This window comes from Pseudomonas sp. MTM4, assembly GCF_019355055.1.
Taxonomy (GTDB): Bacteria; Pseudomonadota; Gammaproteobacteria; order Pseudomonadales; family Pseudomonadaceae; genus Stutzerimonas.
In genome coordinates, this window is record NZ_CP048411.1 from 3,121,057 (window position 1) to 3,141,416 (window position 20,360).

The window sequence follows — 20,360 nt, forward strand, 5'->3', positions numbered from 1 at the left end:
AGGAATTAAGTCATGGCCCATCTGCGCCTGCTGTTCGATAACTTCACCCTCGCCCTGCTGGCGGTCATCGCCATCGCCACCTTCCTACCCTGCGAAGGCCAAGGCGCGGTGATCTTCGGCTGGGCCACGACGCTGGCCATCGCCCTGCTGTTCTTCATGCATGGCGCCAAGCTGTCGCGCGAAGCCATTCTGGCCGGTGCCGGCCACTGGCGCCTGCACCTGCTGGTGTTCGCCTGCACCTTCGTGATGTTTCCGCTGTTGGGCCTGGCGCTCAAGCCTCTACTGACGCCGCTGGTCGGCACCGAGCTCTACCTTGGCATTCTTTATCTCTGCGCCCTGCCCGCCACCGTGCAGTCGGCCATCGCCTTCACTTCGCTGGCGCGCGGCAACATCCCGGCGGCGATCTGCAGCGCGGCGGCCTCCAGCCTGCTCGGCATCTTCCTCACGCCGATCCTGGTGATGTTGCTGCTGGGTGTTGAAGGCGAAGCCGGATCGACACTCGACTCCATCGGCAAGATCGTGCTGCAGCTGCTGGTGCCCTTCGTCGCCGGGCAGATCGCGCGGCGCTGGATCGGCGCTTGGGTGACGCGCAACAAGAACTGGTTGAAGGTCGTCGACCAGAGCTCGATCCTGCTGGTGGTATACACAGCTTTCAGCGACGCGGTAGTCGAGGGCCTTTGGCAACTGGTGCCGTTGTCACGCCTGGTTGCGCTGACGCTGGTCTGCTGCGTGCTGCTGGCCATCGTGCTCTGGGCCACGCATTTTCTCGGCAAGCGGCTGGGCTTCAATCTGGAAGACCGCATCACCATTCTCTTCGCTGCCTCGAAGAAGAGCATGGCCACCGGTGTACCCATGGCGCAGGTGCTGTTCGCCACCAGCGCGGTGGGGATGATCATCCTGCCGCTGATGATCTTCCATCAGATTCAGCTGATGGTCTGCGCGGTGCTGGCCCAGCGGTATGCGCAGCGGGAGGAGGAGCCGGAGCAGGTACCTGAGACCGCTGCGCCATAAGGGATAGGGAAGCGCTATCGCTCCGATCCCCAGCTGCACGGTCAGGCATTTGTCTTTAACATGCTGCGGGTATTCATCTGAAAGGGCCAATGCCGTGACCGCTACTAATCCGCTGCTTCGCGATTTCGACCTGCCGCCCTATTCCGAGATTCGCCCCGAGCACGTCGAGCCTGCCGTGGATAGCATCCTCGGCGACAACCGCGTCGCCTTGCAGGAACTGCTCAGCCGTCCGGCAGAGAGCCTCGACTGGTCCACGCTGGTAGTCGGCCTGGATGAAATGAACGAGCGCCTCAGCCGCGCCTGGGGCCCGGTCAGCCATCTGAATTCGGTACGCAACAACCCCGAATTGCGCGCAGCCTACGAGGCTTGTCTGCCCAAGCTGTCTGCATACGCCACGGAACTCGGCCAGAATGCCGATCTGTTCGCCGCCTATCAGACACTATCACTGAGCGCCGAGGCTGAAGGCTTCGAGGTCGCACAAAAAACCATCATCGAGCACGCTTTGCGCGATTTCCGCCTGTCCGGTATCGACCTGCCGCCAGCCGAGCAGCAGCGCTTCGGCGCCATCCAGATGAAGCTCGCCGAGCTGGGCAGCACCTTTTCCAATCAGTTGCTCGATGCCACCCAGGCCTGGACTAAACACATCACCGACGAAAGCCTGCTGGCCGGTATCACCGACTCGGCCAAGGCGCAGATGGCCGAAGCTGCAAAAGCCAAGGAGCTTGACGGCTGGCTGATCAGTCTGGAGTTTCCCAGCTATTACGCCGTAATGACCTACGGCGACAGCCGCGCGCTGCGTGAAGAGGTCTACGTCGCCTATTCCACCCGCGCTTCCGATCAAGGTCCGAACGCCGGTCAGTTCGACAACGGCCCGGTGATGGAGCAGATCCTCGACCTGCGTCAGGAACTGGCCAAACTGCTGGGCTTCGGCAACTACGCCGAGCTGTCGCTGGCGACCAAAATGGCCGAGAGCACCGATCAGGTGCTGGGCTTCCTGCGCGACCTGGCCAAGCGCAGCAAGCCATTCGCCGAGCGCGACCTGCAGGAACTGCGCGCCTTCGCTGCTAAGAATGGCGTTTCGGATCTCCAGAGTTGGGATGTCGGCTACTTCGGCGAGAAGCTGCGCCAACAGCGCTACAGCCTGAACCAGGAAGAGCTGCGCGAATACTTCCCGATCGACAAGGTGCTGTCCGGGCTGTTCGCCATCGTCCAGCGCCTGTACGGCATCGAGATTCACGAGCTGGAAGATTTCGACAGCTGGCACCCGGACGTGCGCCTGTTCGAGATCCGCGAGAACGGCGAGCACGTCGGTCGTTTCTTCTTCGACCTTTACGCCCGCGCCAACAAGCGCGGCGGAGCCTGGATGGACGGCGCCCGCGACAAGCGCCGCACCTGCCTGGGCACGCTGCAGACGCCGGTGGCCAACCTGGTCTGCAACTTCACACCGCCGGTCGGCGAGCGCCCGGCGCTGCTGACCCACGATGAAGTCACCACCCTGTTCCACGAATTCGGCCATGGATTGCATCATCTGCTGACCCAGGTCGAACACGCTGGCGCCTCTGGCATCAACGGCGTGGCTTGGGATGCGGTCGAGCTACCCAGCCAGTTCATGGAAAACTGGTGCTGGGAGCCGGAAGGTCTGGCGCTGATCTCCGGTCATTACCAGACCGGCGAACGCCTCCCGCAGGACAAGTTGCAGCAGATGCTGGCAGCGAAGAACTTCCAGTCCGGGCTGATGATGGTGCGCCAGCTGGAGTTCTCGCTGTTCGACTTCGAGCTGCACGCCACCCACGGCGATGGCCGAAGCGTGCTAGAGGTTCTGGAAGGCATCCGCAATGAGGTCTCGGTGATGCGCCCGCCGGCCAGCAACCGCTTCCCCAACAGCTTCGCGCACATCTTCTCCGGTGGTTACGCCGCTGGTTACTACAGCTACAAGTGGGCCGAAGTGCTGTCGTCCGACGCTTTCTCGCGCTTTGAGGAAGAAGGCGTGTTCAACCCCGAGACCGGCCGTGCCTTCCGCGATGCCATCCTAGCGCGCGGTGGTTCGCAGGAGCCGATGGTGCTGTTCGTCGATTTCCGCGGTCGCGAACCATCCACCGACGCCCTGCTGCGCCACCTCGGCCTGACGGAGCAAGTGGCATGACTGACGAGCCGAAAGTGACGACCAAACGCTTCATCGCCGGCGCGGTGTGCCCGGCATGCAGCGCGACGGATAGCATCAAAATGTGGGACGTCGATGGCGTACCGCATCGCGAATGCGTCGAATGCGGCTACGCCGATACCCTCAACGCCCAAGGGCAGTCGGTGCCCTCGGAGCTGGGCACGCGGGTCAACCAGGCCAAGCCGAAACCGGCCGACCCGCAGGTTCAGGCGGTGCAGTTCTTCCCGAATCCAAAGCTGAAGAAAAAACCCGACTGATCAACTAGAGGTTTGGCATGTGGCATCTCACCTGTGGGGACCTTGCCGCTGACAGCGTCCGGCAGCACTTGGGCCAAGGCAACGGCGAGACGGTGCGGGTCCTGCGCGACGATCTTGCCGTCGGGCCGCTCGCCGATATCGATTCTCTACCTTGCGCGGAGCGTGTGGCGTTCTGGGAAGGCGTCTGGCCCGTTGCCCTGACGCCGCGTCCGGATTTTGCGGTGGGCCTCGCTGATGATGCCGAGTTTCTGGCGGGGCTGGCCAGTCAGTCACGGCCGGTGACGGTCTGGCATGGCGACAGCGCCTCCGAGCAGCTGATGCTGGCTCGCGTGGCAGCGGTGCTTGAAGGTTCGGCGCTGCCGTTTCAGGAAGTCGTATGTGGCACCGGCGACAGTCGCGTCGGCACGCGAATGGCGGTATCCATGCACGCGCCGGACGCTCTTGCGGCACTCCATCAACCACGCACCGTCGAGCCGGGCAGGATCGCCGAACTCGCCAGCCAATGGCGCGCGGTCGTTCAGGAGAGCGCAGCGATACGTCGCTGGACCGCCGGGCGCTTTGCCGGCGAGGACTACAAGGCGATCGATGGTGAGTTGGTTGCGGCCTGCCACACCGACTGGATGCCCTTGGCACGGGCTATGGCGCAGGTCATGGGCCACTGCGATGGTTTTTTCCCGACCGACCTGTTCCTCTACTGGCGCGCCCGCGAACTGATGCAACGAGGCGTCATTCAGCTCAGCGACGGTGCAGAAGCTGAGTACAGCAAGGTGCAGGTGCGTCGTACCGCAGCCTGAGCGAGCGTTCTTGCGCAGCGGTGGTTCGAAGCAAGTATCGGGGACATTCGAACGAGGGAAGCGTTTATTCTCAGGCGTCACGCCGTATTCCCAAATCAGTTCCGAGGTTCATGCGTATGACGTGCCACAGGCGATTGCTGTCGCTTTGTCTGCTTGCCCTCGTGCCGATGTCGTCAATTGCCGATCCAGGCGTCTCCACACTCGAAGCCGCGCGGAGCGAATGGTCGACCTATCGCTTTCCGTTGTTCGAAGGCGAATCGGCTGCGCTGGAGCGAATCAATATCTACCTGCACGCGTTCGAACTCGACGGTTTGCCGGGCCACTTCAAGCAGTCGCCGTTCGAGCGAATCTGGCCGAAAGAGGAGGCGGGGCACGGTGTGGTCAGCCTCGATTACGAAATCCATGCGCACACGCCTGGCTTCCTTTCGCTGGATATCATTGGTGAGTATTACGGCGCTTATCTCAGCATGGGCCGCAACAGCTATGCGTTCGCGCTAGCCGATGGCTCGCCCCTTTCGTTGTTCGATCTGTTCAGCGAGTCGGGTCTGCAGCGGCTACGTGAACGGGTAAGCCAGGCGCGGATAGAGCGCATCGAGAATTTCCTTGCCCGAATTCCAGCGAACAGCGCCACTGACGAAGAGGCCGAGTCTGCCGCCATTCAGCGTGGAATCTACGAGCACTGCTTGCCGCGCCATCTCGACTCCAATCTCGCTCATGACAGGCTGGTGCTCAAACAAGCGCAGCTGACCCTAATTGCGGAAAGATGCTCGGCGCATGCAGTACGCGCACTGGATGATCTTGATGAGTTTTCGAACAGTTTCGCCTACACCGATCTTGCGGAGGATCTCAGTTCGTACGGACGCTGCCTGCTGCTGGAGCAACGCGGCGATTGCAGGCAGCTGGCGAAGCCGCAGGTAGGCGGCGTTTACCGCGGTGTGATCGAGAGCCGTCATCGAATAACCCTGGCAATCACACCACCTAGTGTCGAAGGGGCGGCCAGAGCCGCCTATTTTCGCAACGAGGACGATGGCCCGATTGAACTTGCCGTGCGCCACGACGCCAACCGCACCTTGCTTCGAGAGCAGCGTGACGTACCCGCGCTGTTCGAGCTTCGGCTTGGCCGCGACGGCCAACTCAGTGGCAGCTGGCAAAAAGACGGCGGCCCGCCACTGCCCGTCAATCTGCGCTGATTGCGTTGCCGATCCGCGCCGCTGGGGCGACCAGCGAGGTCACGCTGGTCGAAAGGCAGAGCAAGCACAGAGTGTTTATATGGTTGTCGCTGCAACCACGGCGATTCGACGTCGCGTTTCAAACCAAGGGGTTGGGTGGCACCAGGCGAGGCTCTGGCGCCCGGGCTAGGCGTTGCTTGAACTTCATGGCCGGCGCCTCGATCAGGTGCCAGGACAGGATCGCCAGCAACAAGGTGGGCGCCAGGCTTATGACCGTCAGCCAGAACACACCGATTTCGTGGCCAAGCAGATAGACGGTGAGCTGCTGGAAAGGGAAGGCGTAGATGTACATGCCATAGGAGAAATCGCCGTACTTGCCGAACCGGGAAAGCAACGGAATCGGCGCATAGGCGAGATAGATCACCAGATAAGGCAGCGCGATCACATAAACATACGGCCCGGCGGCGGTATGAAACGTCAACACCAGTGCCGCGACGAACAGGGCGGCAATCCAGCCGCGCCAGGGCAGTGCGTCGCGGTAGAGGAAGATGGCAGCGCCGGTGTAATACAGCAGGCCCAACTTGAAGACGTTGGTGATGAAGAAGGACTCGATCCCGAGCCGCTCCAGTAACCAGAAGTAGCCCAGGGCGAGGCCGGCGATGGGCAAAAAGATCAGCCGAGGCTTCAACAAACCAACCAGACCCATGACCAGCACGCCCAGGTACATCAGTACCTCGAGCGGAAGCGTCCACAGCGATCCGTTCACCACGTTCGGATAGATGTTATGGCTGAACACGCCCGGCAGCTCGAAGCGCGTGACGAGCAAGATGTTCTGCAGGTATGTCCAGGTGATGGGGGACGAGAAATAGCTGGTCATGCTGCGCTCGGTCACCAGCGGGCCGATGACGAACGCCGATAACAGAACGGCCAGTATCAAGGCTGGAAAGACCCGCAACGCGCGCTTGATCAGGAAGCTTCTCGCACTGCTGCTATTGATCCAGGACGACGTGATCAGGTAGCCGCTGATGACGAAGAAGATCGCGACGGCGAATTCCCCGCCGTTCTCATAGCCGGTCAGCAGCTCGATGGGCTCGTCAGGCCGGCGCCCGGTCAGCGGATAACTGTGAACGAGCAGCACCAACGACGCTGCAAAAAAGCGCAGGAAATCAAAGTTGTTTTCCCGGGCATGCAAAGGTCTCTTGGAATCCATTGCCGCTCTCTCTCTCCGCAACGGCCTCTTAGCCGAGTACTACCGTTGTAGACGATCTATTTTGCGCGGCTGTGAATCACTCGCAATTCCGACCGACGGTCATGAATCGTCCGGCCCTGCGCTCGTCGGAAGACGAATGCATGTTGATCGTTCTCATATACTGTATGCATGAACAGTTATGAGGGCTGCCCATGTCCAGCATCGTCGCCACACCACGCGGTCGCGGTACCGCCATAAATCCGCACAACCGTTTCGCGCCGACCCTTAGCGAAGCCTATGACGACGGCTGGGAGCAGGAAGTACCGCCGACCCGCGCGACCGAAGTGCGCAGCGAGACGGCAAAGTCCGTCATCACTCGCAACCAGTCACCGGACGTTGGCTTCGATCGTTCGGTCAATCCGTATCGGGGTTGTGAGCATGGCTGTATTTACTGCTTCGCAAGGCCCAGCCATGCCTATTGGGACCTGTCGCCGGGCATCGATTTCGAGACGCGGCTGATCGCTAAGACTAACCTTGCCGAGCGCCTGGAGCAGGAGCTGAGCAAGCCCGGCTACGTGCCGCAACCCATCGCGCTGGGAGTCAATACCGACGCCTATCAGCCGCTGGAGCGCGAGCAGCGGCTGACGCGTCAGGCATTGGAAATACTGCTGCGCTTCAAGCATCCGGTGCACATCATCACCAAGGGTTCGCTGGTGCTGCGCGATCTGGATCTGCTGGTGCCTTTGGCCGAGCAACGGCTGGTCAGCGTCTCGGTCAGCCTGACCACCCTGGATGACGAGCTCAAGCGCATCATGGAGCCTCGCGCGGCCTCGCCCGCGGCGCGCCTGCGCGTTTTGCGGACTCTGCACGAGGCGGGTGTTCCGGTCAGCGTGATGTGCGCGCCGATGATTCCAATGATCAACGACATGGAGCTGGAGCGCATGCTCGAGGCCGCGCGCGAGGCCGGTGCGGCGTCGGCGGGTTATGTCCTGCTGCGCCTGCCCCACGAGGTGGCGGAGCTATTCGAGGCCTGGTTGACCGAGCATTTCCCGCAGCGCGCGGCGCATGTGATGAGCCTGGTACGCCAGTCGCGCGGCGGTAAGGACTACGACAGCCGCTTCGGCAGCCGCATGCGCGGAGAAGGGCAGTTCGCTCAGCTACTCGCTCAACGGTTCCAGCTGGCCTGCAAGCGCCTGGGCTACAACCGTCGCGATCAGAACTTCGGTCTCGATTGCAGCCGCTTCGCGCCGCCAGGGCAGCAATTGAGCCTGCTCTGAGCTGTCTATGGAAGCGCCTCGGCAGCCTGCATTCGCCGCGGGGCGCGGCCTCTACAAATCGCCACGGGAGGCTTACTCGTGTGAACTGCTCGGCGCGATGCTTCTCGGTTGCCGGCAGGCCTAAACCGTCTGGTGCACGGAACCAACCCTAGCGGCGAGCGCACCAAACCCTATATTCCTGCGAGCCGGCCGGCACGGCGCTCGCTTCCGTAGGTGGAGGTGATGTGGACTGGATCGATCTGCTGCAATGGCCGGCTATGGTCATCACCGTTTTGGCGGCGTGGTTGATCGGCTCGCTGAAACCGAGCCGGCGCACGGTGGGCTTCTGGTGTTTTCTGCTGAGCAACCTGCTTTGGGTGATCTGGGGTTGGCATGCCCAGGCCTGGGCGCTGATCACGCTGCAGGTGTGTCTTGCGCTGATGAATATCCGCGGCGTGAAGAAGAACGATCAGCCGCGCGAAGCGGAAGCTAACCCGAGCACCTGATGAAATTGCCAGTCGGAGAACGCTGTCTATACTCCGATCGTAAGCGTACCGATTGAATCCGACTGCGCGTGCAAAGCGAAGGCTGGTGACCAGGAATTGGGGGGCACCGGATCAAGGCGTAGTCAGGCCGTCGAAGTGAGCGTGGCTCCCTTCGCGTCCGGACAACAGGCCAGTCGGCGGGATAACAAGAACCATAAGGGGAACCCGCAATGTCGCGACATCCACGAGTCTGGATGGGGATTGGGCTGTGGTCGCTATTCGGTCAGGCCCAGGCGGCCTGGGACGTGAATATGCGACCTGGTGTAACGGACGTCAGTCGCTCCGTATTCGATTTGCACATGACCATCTTCTGGATCTGCGTGATCATCGGCGTGCTGGTGTTCGCGGTGATGTTCTGGTCGATGTTCGCTCATCGGCGTTCCAAACGACTGGAATCGGCGCACTTCCACGAAAATACCAAGGTCGAGGTTCTCTGGACCGTCATTCCCTTGTTGATCCTGATCGCCATGGCCGTGCCGGCGACGCGCACTCTCATCCACATCTATGACGCATCCGAATCGGACGTGGATATCCAGATCACCGGCTACCAGTGGAAGTGGCATTACAAGTATCTGGGCGAAGACGTCGAGTTCTTCAGCAACCTCACGACACCGCGCGACCAGATCAACAATCAGGCGCCCAAGGGCGAACACTATCTGCTGGAGGTCGACGAACCGCTGGTGATTCCGGTGGGCGCCAAGGTGCGCTTCCTGATCACCGCCGCGGACGTCATCCATTCCTGGTGGGTACCGGCGCTGGCGGTCAAGAAAGACGCGATCCCCGGCTTCATCAACGAATCCTGGACGCGTGTCGAGGAGCCCGGCATCTATCGTGGCCAGTGCACCGAGCTGTGCGGCAAGGATCACGGCTTCATGCCGGTCGTGGTCGAGGTCAGGACCGCCGAGGACTACGCTGCCTGGCTGGGTGAGAAGAAGGCCGAAGCGGCCAAGCTTGCCGAGTTGACCAGCAAGGAATGGACGCTCGAAGAACTCGCCGCTCGCGGCGAACAGGTTTACCAGACCAATTGCGCATCCTGTCACCAGCCCACGGGTGAAGGCCTGCCGCCAATGTTCCCAGCCCTGAAAGGCTCGCCGATCGCCACCGGCGAAGCCGAGGACCACATCAGCATCGTTGTCAAGGGCGCGCCAGGCACCTCGATGCCTGCGTTCGGCCCGCAACTGTCCGAGGTCGACCTTGCCGCCGTGATTACCTACGAGCGCAACGCGTGGGGCAACGACAAGGGCGACATGGTCACGCCGAAAGACGTGCTCGTCTTCAAACAGGCCGAAGAAGCCACCCAGTAAGAGGATCAGGTGATGAGTGCAGTGATCGACGATCATGGTCATGCCGAGCATGACCATCACCACGGCCCAGCCAAGGGCCTCTCACGCTGGCTGCTGACCACCAACCACAAGGACATCGGCTCGATGTACCTGTGGTTCAGCTTCTGCGCCTTCCTGCTCGGCGGCTCGATGGCGATGGTGATTCGCGCCGAGCTGTTCCAGCCGGGCCTGCAGATCGTGCAGCCGGAATTCTTCAACCAGATGACCACCATGCACGGCCTGATCATGGTGTTCGGCGCAGTGATGCCGGCCTTCGTCGGCCTGGCCAACTGGATGATTCCGCTGATGATCGGCGCGCCGGACATGGCGCTGCCGCGGATGAACAACTTCAGCTTCTGGCTGCTGCCAGCGGCATTCGGATTGCTGGTGTCGACGCTGTTCATGGAGGGCGGAGGGCCGAACTTCGGCTGGACCTTCTATGCACCGCTGTCGACCACCTATGCGCCCGAATCGGTGACCTTCTTTATCTTCGCCATCCACTTGATGGGCATCAGCTCGATCATGGGCGCGATCAACGTGGTCGCCACCGTGCTCAACCTGCGCGCGCCGGGCATGACGCTGATGAAGATGCCGCTGTTCGTCTGGACCTGGCTGATTACCGCCTTCCTGCTGATCGCGGTGATGCCGGTACTGGCCGGCGTGGTGACCATGATGCTAATGGACATCCACTTCGGCACCAGCTTCTTCAGCGCGGCGGGCGGCGGCGATCCCGTGCTGTTTCAGCACGTGTTCTGGTTCTTCGGTCATCCCGAGGTGTACATCATGATCCTGCCGGCGTTCGGCGCGGTCAGCTCCATCATCCCGGCGTTCTCGCGCAAGCCGCTGTTCGGCTACACCTCGATGGTCTACGCCACCGGCGCGATCGCCTTCCTCTCGTTCGTCGTCTGGGCGCACCACATGTTCACCGTCGGCATTCCGCTGACCGGCGAGCTGTTCTTCATGTACGCGACCATGCTGATCGCCGTGCCGACCGGGGTGAAGGTGTTCAACTGGGTGTCGACCATGTGGCGCGGCTCGCTGACCTTCGAGGCGCCGATGCTGTTCGCCGTGGCCTTCGTCATTCTCTTCAGCATCGGTGGTTTCTCCGGATTGATGCTGGCCATCGCGCCGGCTGACTTCCAGTACCACGACACCTATTTCGTAGTGGCACATTTTCACTACGTGCTGGTGCCGGGAGCTATCTTCGGCATCTTCGCTTCGGCCTACTACTGGCTGCCCAAGTGGACCGGGCACATGTACGACGAGACGCTGGCCAAGCTGCACTTCTGGATGAGTTTCGTCGGCATGAACCTGGCGTTCTTCCCGATGCACTTCGTCGGGCTGGCCGGCATGCCGCGGCGCATCCCGGACTACAACATGATGTTCGCCAACTTCAACATGATCTCGTCGGTGGGCGCCTTCATGTTCGGCGCCACACAGCTGCTGTTCCTGTTCATCGTCATCAAGTGCATTCGTGGTGGCCCGGTCGCCGCTGCCAAGCCTTGGGACGGTGCCGAAGGGCTGGAATGGAGCGTGCCGTCGCCGGCGCCTTACCACACCTTCAGCGTGCCGCCGAGCATGGAAGAGCTGCATGAGCACCGCACGGGGCCCAAGCATGATTAGGGTGAAAGCCGCCGAAGGCTTGGCGGCTGGAAGTCGGGTGGCTTCGATGGCGTGCTCTGCGGCTGCTCGGGTAGTGGCTGATGGTTGTTTTGGTGGGCTGAAGCCCACCCTACGGGTTTCCCATGGTGGGCTGAAGCGGAGCGCCGCCCGGCTCACCCTGCATCCGCATAGTGTCGAGCTTTTTGTAGGGTGGGCTTCAGCCCACCAGGGCGGCTGCGAAAGGGCTGAGCAGGCCCCTGCGCTGCGCGATGAACGGCCCTGCGCGAGGAGAATGCAATGAGCGATTCCCTGCCCACCGCCCGCCTGGTGCGCCGTCTGCTGTTCGTCGTGGTGGCGATGTTCGCCTTCGGCTTCGCACTGGTGCCGATCTACGACGTCATGTGCCAGGCCTTCGGCATCAACGGCAAGACGGCCGGCGCCTACGAAGGAACGCAGACGACGGACGTAGCGCGGGAGATTCGCGTGCAGTTCTTGGCCACCAATGCCGCAGGCATGGAATGGGAATTCGGTCCCCAGGCCGATCAGCTCAGCGTGAATCCCGGTGCCAGCCAGGAAATGCGCTTCGTCGCCTACAACCCCACGGACAAGCCGATGACGGCCCAGGCCGTGCCCAGCGTGTCGCCCTCCAAGGCAGCTGCGTACTTTCACAAGACCGAGTGCTTCTGCTTTACCCAGCAAGTGTTGCAGCCCGGTGAGCGCATCGAGATGCCGGTGCGCTTCATCGTTGATCGTGATCTGCCCGCAGACGTGCGTCACCTGACGCTCGCCTACACCCTGTTCGACATCACGTCTCGCCAACCCCCCGTCGCCGCCATCCATCAGGCGCCCGTGGTGGCGGCCAAGGAGAGTCTGCAATGAACAAACAGACCACCACGCACGAGAATTACTACGTCCCCGCCCAGAGCAAGTGGCCCATCGTTGCCACGGTTGCGCTGCTGGTCACCGTCTACGGCCTCGGCAGCTGGTTCAACGACCTCAAGGCCGAGCGTGCCGACTCCAACGGTCCGCTGATCTTTTTCATCGGTGCGCTGCTGATCGTTTACATGATGTTCGGCTGGTTCGGCTCGGTGGTTCGCGAAGGTCGTGCCGGCCTTTATAGCGGACAGATGGATCGATCTTTCCGCTGGGGCATGACCTGGTTCATCTTTTCCGAGGTGATGTTCTTCGCTGCGTTCTTCGGCACGCTGTTCTACATCCGCTACTGGGTCGGCCCCTGGCTTGGTGGCGATGGCGACAAGGGCGTCAGCAATATGCTCTGGCCCAACTTCGAATACACCTGGCCGCTGCTGAACAACCCCGATCCCCAACTGTACCCGGCGCCGGAAGGCACCATCAGCGCCTGGGGACTACCGCTGATCAACACCATTCTCCTGGTCACCTCCAGCTTTACGCTGACCTGGGCGCACCACGCACTGCGCAAGGGCAATCGCAAACACCTCAAGCTCGGGCTAGGGCTGACCGTGCTGCTCGGCGTGGCTTTCCTCATCCTGCAGATCGAGGAGTACGTGCACGCCTATACCGAACTCGGCCTGACGCTAGGCTCGGGCATTTACGGCGCGACCTTCTTCATGCTTACCGGCTTTCACGGAGCCCACGTCACCATGGGGGCGATCATCCTGACGGTGATGCTGGTGCGCAGTTTTCGCGGCCACTTCACGCCTGAACAACATTTCGGCTTCGAGGCGGCGGCCTGGTACTGGCACTTCGTGGACGTGGTATGGCTCGGCCTGTTCGTCTTCGTTTATGTGCTTTGAAGCTGCAAACCCGCTGTAGGCGCTATCCGAAGCCAGGCTGCAGCAGCCCGGAGTAAAAGCCCCAGGCGATCAGCGCGACAGTCAATGCAGTGAGGGAGACACGAACGAACAGGGCGGTTACCAGACGGGAGGTGCGGCCTTCGTCCTTGACCAGAAAGAACAGTCCACTGAACAGACTGACCAGCGTGGCGACTAATAACAGAATAATCACCGCCTTGAGCATGAGCGGGTCCGCCGTGATAGGTGAACTGGGGGAAGTTGGGGGTGGAGTATAGCCAGCCGGATAAATACGTCGCGGGGCGCGGCATGAGCGGCTTCAAGCCGGGTTTGCTGCCAACGATGGTGGTGCTGTGCCTGTTGCCGCTGCTGGTCTGGCTGGGTTTCTGGCAGCTGGAGCGCGGCGAGCAGAAGCGCGACATGCTGGCGCGTCAGGAGGCCCGCCAAGGGGCTGCGCCAGTGTCGCCAGAGCAGATCGAAAATCTCGAAGACCCCATCTACAGCCGCATCCATCTACAGGGCAGTTTCGATGTCGAGCACAGCTTTCTGCTGGACAGCCGCACCCGCGACGGCCAGGTCGGCGTCGAACTGCTGCAGCCGTTTCAGGATCAGGCCAGCGGCCGATGGGTGCTGGTCAACCGGGGTTGGCTGCCATGGCCGGATCGCCGCATCCCGCCGAAATTCGACACACCGGATCGCCCGTTGAAGTTGGCGGCCTGGGTCTACGCCCCTTCGGGCGAGCCGTTCATCCTTAGCAAACGCATGGCTGAAGGCTGGCCGCGGCTGATCAATCACGTCGATGTCGACGAGATCTGGCAGCTGCTCGATCGCGAGGGCGTCAGCTACGAGCTGCGACTGGAGCCGGGGCCCACGGCATATCGCGCCGACTGGCCGGTGACCTTCATGAAGCCGCAGCAGCATGTGGGTTACGCGGTGCAATGGTTTGCGCTGGCGGCAGCGTTGCTGGCGTTGTTCATCTACTTCGGCGTGCACCAGGCACGGGAGAGCAAGCAGTGACCACGATGAATCCGACCTTCAACTCTGCGCCGCCGCAGCGGCGCCGTGGGCGGCTGCAACTGCTGCTGATCCTGGCCGTGGTGATCGGCCCGATGTTATTGGCCAGCGCGATGTACCACTTCGGCTTCTGGGTGCCGCAAACCCGAACCTATGACGGCGCCCTGGTCGCGACCGGACAGGGCCGCGATGCGCTCGGGATCAGCACGCCGGTCGCCGCCGAACCGCGCTGGGAACTGCTGGTCACGGCTCCGCAGGGCTGCGCCGAAGACTGCCAGCAGCTGGTCTATCTGGCCCGTCAGATCAATATCGGTTTGGCTCGCGAAGCCGGTCGCGCCGGCCATGCACTGGCCAGCGCGGAGCCTCTGGCCAACGATTATGACCAGCGGCTGCAACGTGAATATCCGCAACTGCAACGCTACTCGCTGGACGCAACCGTGTACGGCGCCAATCCCGACGTGCCCACCGGCCCGCAACTCTGGATCGTCGACCCACACGGGAATCTGGTGCTGCGCTACGACGCGAAAGCAGACGGCAAAGCGATTCTCGATGACCTGAAGTACCTGCTGAAAATTTCGCAGATAGGTTGAAAAGCAGCCGGAAGCTGAAAGCCTGAAGCTGGAAGAAGCACTGAGCCAACCCCCTCTCCCTCAGGGAGAAGGCTGGGGTGAGGGGAGCAAGTCAAGCCCTACGTTGAAATTGGGCGCTGCACCTGCCTACAAGCTTTTCGATAACGAGGACCTTATGCAGCCAAGATCACGCCCCGGTTATCGCCTTGCCGTATTCGCCACGCTGCTGGCTGTGGTGGTGGTGTTGCTCGGTGCCTACACACGACTGACCCACGCTGGCCTTGGCTGCCCGGACTGGCCCGGCTGCTACGGGTTTCTCACCGTGCCCATGAGTGAAGACAAACAGAGCCTGGCCGCGCTGCGCTTCCCCGAAGCTCCGCTGGAGGTGCACAAGGGTTGGAACGAGATGGTCCATCGCTACTTCGCCGGTGCGTTGGGAGTGGTGATTCTCGCGCTTGCCGTGCAGGCTGTGCGCCGCCGCGCCGAGCCCGGTCAACCGGTCAAGTTGCCGTTGCTGCTGCTGGCGGTCGTGATCGCCCAGGCGGCGTTTGGCATGTGGACCGTCACCCTGCAACTCTGGCCGCAAGTGGTCACGGCGCATCTATTGGGCGGCTTCGCCACCTTGAGCCTGCTGTTCCTGCTGAGCCTGCGCTTGTCCGGTCGACAACCGGCAATCCCGAACGTGGCGGGTCGAGTCAGAGCGTTAGCAGTGATCGGCATGCTGGCGGTGATCCTTCAAGTGGCGCTGGGTGGCTGGGTCAGCAGCAACTACGCCGCGGTGGCCTGCACGGATTTCCCCACTTGCCATGGCGAGTGGTGGCCGAAGATGGATTTCATCAATGCCTTCAATCTGACTCACCACGACATCGGCCCGAATTACTTGGGTGGCATGCTCTTCGGCGAGGCGCGTACGGCCATCCACGTCACTCACCGGCTCGGCGCACTGACCGTGACGCTCATCCTGTTGGCCCTGAGCTGGCAGCTCTGGCGCAACGGGTTGCCGCGTCTGGCCGGGTTGCTGCTGACCGCGCTGGCTCTGCAAATCGGGCTGGGCATCAGTAATGTTCTGTTCAATCTCCCCCTGGCCGTCGCCGTCGCCCATAACGGCGGCGGAGCGCTGCTGCTGCTGGTTACCGTACTGATCAACCTTCGTCTCCTGAGTCAGGGCGCCGTCGCGGCGCGCGAGCCTGCACCTCAGGAGCGCCCGAACACCGTAGGCGGGCTCGACCTGCCTCGCGCTTGACCACAAGGAGAACCCCATGGCGACTCTACTCAGCGAACGCGGCGCCCAGGCTAGCTGGCGCGATTACCTGGAGCTGACCAAGCCGAAGGTGGTGCTGCTGATGCTTATCACCTCCCTGGTGGGCATGTTCCTGGCGACGCGGGCAGGCGTGCCCTGGACCGTGTTGGTGTTCGGCAACCTCGGGATTGCGCTTTGTGCCGGGGGCGCGGCGGCGGTCAATCATGTGGTTGATCGGCGTATCGATTCAGTGATGGCGCGCACTCACAAGCGGCCACTGGCCGAGGGTCGGGTATCGCCGGCTGCCGCGCTGTTCTTCGCGTTACTGCTGAGTGTGGCGGGAATGGGCCTGCTGCTGACTTTCACCAATGCGCTGGCGGCCTGGCTGACGCTGGCTTCGCTGGTCGGTTATGCGGTCATCTACACCGGCTTTCTCAAGCGTGCCACGCCGCAGAACATCGTCATCGGCGGGCTCGCCGGCGCTGCGCCGCCGCTGCTCGGTTGGGTCGCGGTGACCGGGCAGATCACCGCCGAGCCGCTGTTGCTGGTGCTGATCATCTTCGCCTGGACACCACCGCACTTCTGGGCGCTGGCGATCCACCGCAAGGCCGAATACGCCAAGGTCAATGTGCCCATGCTGCCGGTCACCCATGGCGAGCACTACACCAAGGTGCACATCCTGCTCTACACGGCGGTGCTGCTGGCGGTGAGCTTCATGCCCTTCGCCATTCACATGAGCGGCCCGCTGTACCTCGCGGCGGCCGCGTTGCTGGGCGCGCGATTCCTGTTCTGGAGCATCGTGCTCTATCGCGACAGCCGGCCCCATGCGGCGATCAAGACCTTCAAATTCAGCATCTGGTACCTGTTCGCGCTGTTCATCGCGCTGCTGGTTGATCATTATCTGCTGCTCAATATCTGAGCCGCTCGACAAGGAACCCCATGACCCGCATCCAGAAAACCGTATTCGTTCTCGTCGCGCTGGTCGCGCTGGTCATTGGCCTGACGGTTTCCAAGGTGCTCAATACCGAGCGCCAGCTCGATACCGCCGAGCTGCTGGATGCCGGCATCGTGCTCTTGCCCCAAGGGCGCGACATGCCGGAGCTGACGCTGACCAACCAGGACGGCGAATCGGTGTCGCTGCAGCAACTGGAAGGGCAGTGGAACCTGCTGTTCTTTGGCTACACCTTTTGCCCGGATATCTGCCCGGCGACGCTGGCCGAACTGCGCCAGCTGCGCGGCATGCTGCCGGAGGAGACGCGCCAACGGATGCAGCCGATCCTGGTGAGCGTCGACCCCGAGCGCGATACGCCGGAGCAGCTGAAAACCTATCTGGATTATTTCGATGCCGGATTCATCGGCCTTACCGGGCCGCTGGATGACATCCAGACGCTTGCCAACGCCGCCGGCGTGCCCTTCATTCCGGGCGATACCTCGAAAGAAAATTACACCGTCGACCACGGCGGCAATCTCGCGCTGATCGGCCCTGATGGCCGCCTGCGTGGCTTCATCCGCGCGCCGATGCGTACCCAGAAGCTTGCAGAGCAATTGCCGATGGTACTGGCGCTGGAGTAGGCATCGCGCTTTGGGCCAGCCGGCCCGCTCTAAAAACGAAACCTTTCCGTAGGGCCGAATTTGTTCGGCCATTGCCCGTTCGCCGGCCGAATAAATTCGGCCCTACGGCTATTAACGACGAACCCCGCCCGCGGCGGGGTCCGTGGTCAGCTCGGAAATGATCAGAAGGCGGGAACGACCGCGCCCTGGTATTTCTCTTCGATGAACTTGCGGACCTCTTCGCTATGCAGCGCGGCAGCCAGCTTCTGCATGGCGGGGCTGTCCTTGTTGTCCGGCCGGGCGACGAGGATGTTCACGTAGGGCGAATCGCTGCCTTCGATGATCAGGGCATCTTCGGTGGGGTTGAGTTTGGCTTCCAGCGCGTAGTTGGTGTTGATCAGCGCCAGATCGACTTGGGTCAGCACGCGCGGCAGGGTTGCGGCTTCCAGCTCACGGACCTTGATGTTCTTCGGGTTCTCGGCGATGTCCTTCGGTGTGGCGGTGATGCCGGCGCCTTCTTCAAGGGTGATTACGCCAGCCTTGGCCAGTAGCAGCAGCGCACGGCCGCCATTGGTGGCATCGTTGGGGATGACCACATTGGCGTCTTTCGGCAGTTCGTCCAGCGATTTCAGCTTGCTGGAATAAGCGCCGAAGGGCTCTATATGCACGCCGGCGACGCTGACCAGTTCGGTGCCCTTGCCCTTGTTGAACTCATCCAGGTACGGCTGATGCTGAAAGAAGTTGGCGTCCAGGCGCTTTTCGGCAACCTGAATGTTCGGCTGCACATAGTCGGTGAAGACCTTCACCTTCAGATCGACGCCCTGCTCGGCCAGCTGGGGTTTGATGAATTCGAGGATTTCCGCGTGCGGGACGGCGGTCGCGGCGACGTTCAGTTCGTCGGCAGCCTGGGCGGAGAAGGCCGCGACGGCGGCAAAGGCGGCAAGCAGTTTTTTCATCGTTTGGTTCCTTCAGAAGATGATCGGGTTGCGATGGTTCGCTCGCCCTGGTTGCGGTTCATTTGCGTGAAAAATGGGTGACCAGCTTGTCGCCGACGCTCTGCAGTACCTGCACCAGTACCAGCAGCAGGACCACGGTGACGACCATCACATCGGTCTGGAAACGCTGGTAGCCGAAGCGGATCGCCAGGTCGCCGAGACCGCCGGCCCCTACCACACCGGCCATCGCGGTGTAGGACACCAGGGTGATGGCGGTGACGGTGATAGCCGCGATGATGCCCGGCCTCGCCTCCGGCAGCAATGCGCTGAAGATGATCTGCCGCGTCGTCGCGCCCATGGCCTGGGTCGCCTCGATGATGCCGCGGTCGACTTCGCGCAGCGCGGTTTCCACCAGCCGCGCGAAGAACGGCGCCGCGCCCACCACCAGCGGCGGGATGGCGCCGGCCACGCCCAGCGAGGTGCCAGTCAGCAGCACGGTGAAGGGAATCATCACGATCAGCAGGATGATGAACGGCAGCGAACGCAGCACGTTGACCACGAACGACAGCAGCGCATACAGCGGACCGTTCTCGAACAATTGGCGCGGCCCGGTGAGAAACAGCAGCACGCCCAGCGGCAGGCCCAGCAGGATGGTGAACAGCAGCGAGCCGCCGAGCATCAGCAGAGTGTCCAGCGTCGCCAGCCAGATTTCGTACCAATCCACATTGGTGAACAGAGCATCCATCAGCGCAGCACCTCCACGTGAACATCGGCGCTATCGAAGCGGGACAGGGCGGCTTGCATGTCGCCGCCAGTGAGCGCCAGGGTCAGCTGGCCATAGGGGGTGTCCTTGATGCGATCGATACGCCCCGAGAGGATGCTGAAATCGACCCCCGTCTCGCGCGCCACGGTGCCTAGCAGTGGCTGGTAGGTCGACTCGCCCTGAAAAGTCAGGCGCAGGATGCGACCCGGCACGTGGGCGAAGTCATCGCGCTGCTCACCCTCATCCACCGCCTCGTCTTCCAGCACGAAACGCTGGGTGGTCGCATGCTGTGGATGCAAGAAAACATCGGTCACCGGGCCCTGCTCGACGATCAGCCCGCCATCCATCACCGCCACGCGATCGCAGACGCGGCGGATCACGTCCATCTCGTGGGTGATCAGCACGATGGTGAGGTTCAGCTCGCGGTTGATCTCGGCCAACAGTTGTAGCACTTGGGCGGTGGTCTGCGGGTCGAGAGCGCTGGTGGCCTCGTCGCAGAGCAGGATGTCAGGCTCGGTGGCTAGCGCGCGGGCGATGCCGACGCGCTGCTTCTGTCCGCCGGACAGCTGCGCGGGGTATTTACGTGCGTGGTCCTTCAGGCCGACCCGCTCCAGGAGGGCAGCGACGCGGCGTTCGATATCGGCTTTCGAGTAGGTGCCGGCCAGGCGCAGCGGCATGGCGACGTTATCGGCCACAGTCTTGGACATCAGCAGGTTGAAGTGCTGGAAGATCATCCCGACACGCTGGCGGAAGCGGCGCAGGCCGTCGGCCTCCAGTGCGGTGACGTCTTCTCCGTTGACCAGAATGCGCCCGCCGGAAGGTTCTTCCAGTCGGTTGATCAGGCGCAGCAGGGTACTTTTGCCGGCGCCGGAGTGGCCGATCAGGCCGAACACTTCGCCGGCTTCGATACGCAAGCGGGTCGGCTGCAGCGCCATCACGTCGCGGCTGGCGACGCGATAAGTCTTGTGGACGTCGTGGAATTCGATCACGGGCGAACCTGTAGATGGGGCGATACCGGCAGCATCTGCCGGCAAAAGATCGGCATTCTACCGCATCCGACGCACAGGCTCAGCCGCTGGGCGAATGGGCTGTCGGCGCCGATCATTGAGGTCCCCTATCACCGTCATGAGAAAAGCAAATTGGCGCAAGACCGACCTTGTACACGTCGTGGCTGTCAGTTTACCGAGCGCCGTGGAAAAGCCGGGTCAAG

The 20,360-nt window shown here is 62.2% G+C and carries 21 protein-coding genes; 16 read left to right on the forward strand and 5 right to left on the reverse strand.

Annotation, left to right across the window (positions count from 1 at the left end; all coding sequences use genetic code 11):
* Positions 1 to 12 precede the first annotated feature (12 nt).
* The 5 genes from GYM54_RS14445 to GYM54_RS14465 all read left to right on the forward strand — a co-directional run bounded on the left by GYM54_RS14445 (position 13) and on the right by GYM54_RS14465 (position 5,413).
* Positions 13 to 1,011 carry a bile acid:sodium symporter family protein gene (locus GYM54_RS14445; RefSeq protein WP_131649228.1) on the forward strand — a complete coding sequence of 333 codons (999 nt, stop codon included), beginning with the start codon at positions 13 to 15 and terminating at the stop codon, positions 1,009 to 1,011.
* A 94-nt stretch (positions 1,012 to 1,105) separates the two neighbouring features.
* Positions 1,106 to 3,154 carry an oligopeptidase A gene (gene prlC, locus GYM54_RS14450; protein ID WP_131649229.1) on the forward strand — a complete coding sequence of 683 codons (2,049 nt, stop codon included), beginning with the start codon at positions 1,106 to 1,108 and terminating at the stop codon, positions 3,152 to 3,154.
* The gene (locus GYM54_RS14455; RefSeq protein ID WP_131649230.1) at positions 3,151 to 3,429 is read left to right on the forward strand and encodes a YheV family putative zinc ribbon protein; all 279 of its coding nucleotides are present in this window, start codon (positions 3,151 to 3,153) and stop codon (positions 3,427 to 3,429) included. The genes prlC and GYM54_RS14455 overlap by 4 nt, the downstream gene beginning before the upstream one ends.
* A gap of 17 nt (positions 3,430 to 3,446) precedes the next feature.
* Positions 3,447 to 4,223 (forward strand): DUF1835 domain-containing protein, encoded by a 777-nt coding sequence (locus GYM54_RS14460; RefSeq protein WP_131649231.1) that lies wholly within the window; start codon positions 3,447 to 3,449, stop codon positions 4,221 to 4,223.
* Between the two features lie 110 nt (positions 4,224 to 4,333).
* Positions 4,334 to 5,413 (forward strand): hypothetical protein, encoded by a 1,080-nt coding sequence (locus GYM54_RS14465; RefSeq protein WP_231752149.1) that lies wholly within the window; start codon positions 4,334 to 4,336, stop codon positions 5,411 to 5,413.
* A 118-nt stretch (positions 5,414 to 5,531) separates the two neighbouring features.
* Here the strand turns inward: GYM54_RS14465 and GYM54_RS14470 are convergent, their stop codons facing one another.
* A complete protein-coding gene (locus GYM54_RS14470) occupies positions 5,532 to 6,602 on the reverse strand; it encodes an acyltransferase (protein ID WP_197444813.1) in 1,071 nt (356 codons plus the stop codon).
* Positions 6,603 to 6,793: 191 nt separating this feature from the next.
* Here GYM54_RS14470 and GYM54_RS14475 point away from each other — a divergent pair, with 191 nt between their 5' ends.
* The 6 genes from GYM54_RS14475 (at position 6,794) to GYM54_RS14500 (ending at position 13,081) form a co-directional block, all read left to right on the forward strand.
* Entirely contained in the window at positions 6,794 to 7,858 is a 1,065-nt protein-coding gene (locus tag GYM54_RS14475) for a PA0069 family radical SAM protein (RefSeq protein ID WP_131649233.1), read from the forward strand.
* Between the two features lie 224 nt (positions 7,859 to 8,082).
* A complete protein-coding gene (locus GYM54_RS14480) occupies positions 8,083 to 8,343 on the forward strand; it encodes a hypothetical protein (RefSeq protein ID WP_131649234.1) in 261 nt (86 codons plus the stop codon).
* A gap of 209 nt (positions 8,344 to 8,552) precedes the next feature.
* A complete protein-coding gene (gene coxB, locus GYM54_RS14485) occupies positions 8,553 to 9,686 on the forward strand; it encodes a cytochrome c oxidase subunit II (RefSeq protein ID WP_131649235.1) in 1,134 nt (377 codons plus the stop codon).
* A gap of 12 nt (positions 9,687 to 9,698) precedes the next feature.
* Positions 9,699 to 11,327 (forward strand): cytochrome c oxidase subunit I, encoded by a 1,629-nt coding sequence (ctaD, locus tag GYM54_RS14490; protein WP_131649236.1) that lies wholly within the window; start codon positions 9,699 to 9,701, stop codon positions 11,325 to 11,327.
* A gap of 276 nt (positions 11,328 to 11,603) precedes the next feature.
* A complete protein-coding gene (locus GYM54_RS14495; protein WP_131649237.1) occupies positions 11,604 to 12,185 on the forward strand; it encodes a cytochrome c oxidase assembly protein in 582 nt (193 codons plus the stop codon).
* On the forward strand, positions 12,182 to 13,081 hold the full coding sequence (locus GYM54_RS14500; protein ID WP_131649238.1) for a cytochrome c oxidase subunit 3: 900 nt from the start codon (positions 12,182 to 12,184) through the stop codon (positions 13,079 to 13,081). The genes GYM54_RS14495 and GYM54_RS14500 overlap by 4 nt, the downstream gene beginning before the upstream one ends.
* A 22-nt stretch (positions 13,082 to 13,103) precedes the next feature.
* Here GYM54_RS14500 and GYM54_RS14505 read toward each other — a convergent pair whose 3' ends face one another.
* Positions 13,104 to 13,304 carry a twin transmembrane helix small protein gene (locus tag GYM54_RS14505; protein WP_131649240.1) on the reverse strand — a complete coding sequence of 67 codons (201 nt, stop codon included), beginning with the start codon at positions 13,302 to 13,304 and terminating at the stop codon, positions 13,104 to 13,106.
* Positions 13,305 to 13,387: 83 nt separating this feature from the next.
* Here GYM54_RS14505 and GYM54_RS14510 point away from each other — a divergent pair, with 83 nt between their 5' ends.
* The 5 genes from GYM54_RS14510 (at position 13,388) to GYM54_RS14530 (ending at position 17,473) form a co-directional block, all read left to right on the forward strand.
* Positions 13,388 to 14,095 carry an SURF1 family protein gene (locus tag GYM54_RS14510; protein WP_131650007.1) on the forward strand — a complete coding sequence of 236 codons (708 nt, stop codon included), beginning with the start codon at positions 13,388 to 13,390 and terminating at the stop codon, positions 14,093 to 14,095.
* Positions 14,096 to 14,100: 5 nt separating this feature from the next.
* Positions 14,101 to 14,682 carry a hypothetical protein gene (locus tag GYM54_RS14515; protein WP_181100199.1) on the forward strand — a complete coding sequence of 194 codons (582 nt, stop codon included), beginning with the start codon at positions 14,101 to 14,103 and terminating at the stop codon, positions 14,680 to 14,682.
* Between the two features lie 154 nt (positions 14,683 to 14,836).
* On the forward strand, positions 14,837 to 15,904 hold the full coding sequence (locus GYM54_RS14520; RefSeq protein ID WP_181099258.1) for a heme A synthase: 1,068 nt from the start codon (positions 14,837 to 14,839) through the stop codon (positions 15,902 to 15,904).
* 16 nt (positions 15,905 to 15,920) lie between these two features.
* A complete protein-coding gene (gene cyoE / locus GYM54_RS14525) occupies positions 15,921 to 16,820 on the forward strand; it encodes a heme o synthase (protein WP_131649243.1) in 900 nt (299 codons plus the stop codon).
* A 20-nt stretch (positions 16,821 to 16,840) separates the two neighbouring features.
* Complete coding sequence (locus GYM54_RS14530; protein ID WP_197444814.1) at positions 16,841 to 17,473, forward strand: SCO family protein; 633 nt, start codon at positions 16,841 to 16,843, stop codon at positions 17,471 to 17,473.
* Positions 17,474 to 17,634: 161 nt separating this feature from the next.
* On the opposite strand, the gene GYM54_RS14535 is transcribed toward GYM54_RS14530, so the two are convergent.
* From GYM54_RS14535 to GYM54_RS14545, 3 genes are read right to left on the reverse strand one after another with little or no spacing between them, the layout of a single operon-like run.
* On the reverse strand, positions 17,635 to 18,408 hold the full coding sequence (locus GYM54_RS14535; RefSeq protein ID WP_197444815.1) for a MetQ/NlpA family ABC transporter substrate-binding protein: 774 nt from the start codon (positions 18,406 to 18,408) through the stop codon (positions 17,635 to 17,637).
* A 58-nt stretch (positions 18,409 to 18,466) separates the two neighbouring features.
* On the reverse strand, positions 18,467 to 19,132 hold the full coding sequence (locus GYM54_RS14540) for a methionine ABC transporter permease (protein WP_181099265.1): 666 nt from the start codon (positions 19,130 to 19,132) through the stop codon (positions 18,467 to 18,469).
* Positions 19,132 to 20,139 (reverse strand): methionine ABC transporter ATP-binding protein, encoded by a 1,008-nt coding sequence (locus GYM54_RS14545; protein ID WP_197444816.1) that lies wholly within the window; start codon positions 20,137 to 20,139, stop codon positions 19,132 to 19,134. Before GYM54_RS14545 ends, GYM54_RS14540 begins: the two co-directional genes overlap by 1 nt.
* Positions 20,140 to 20,360 lie beyond the last annotated feature (221 nt).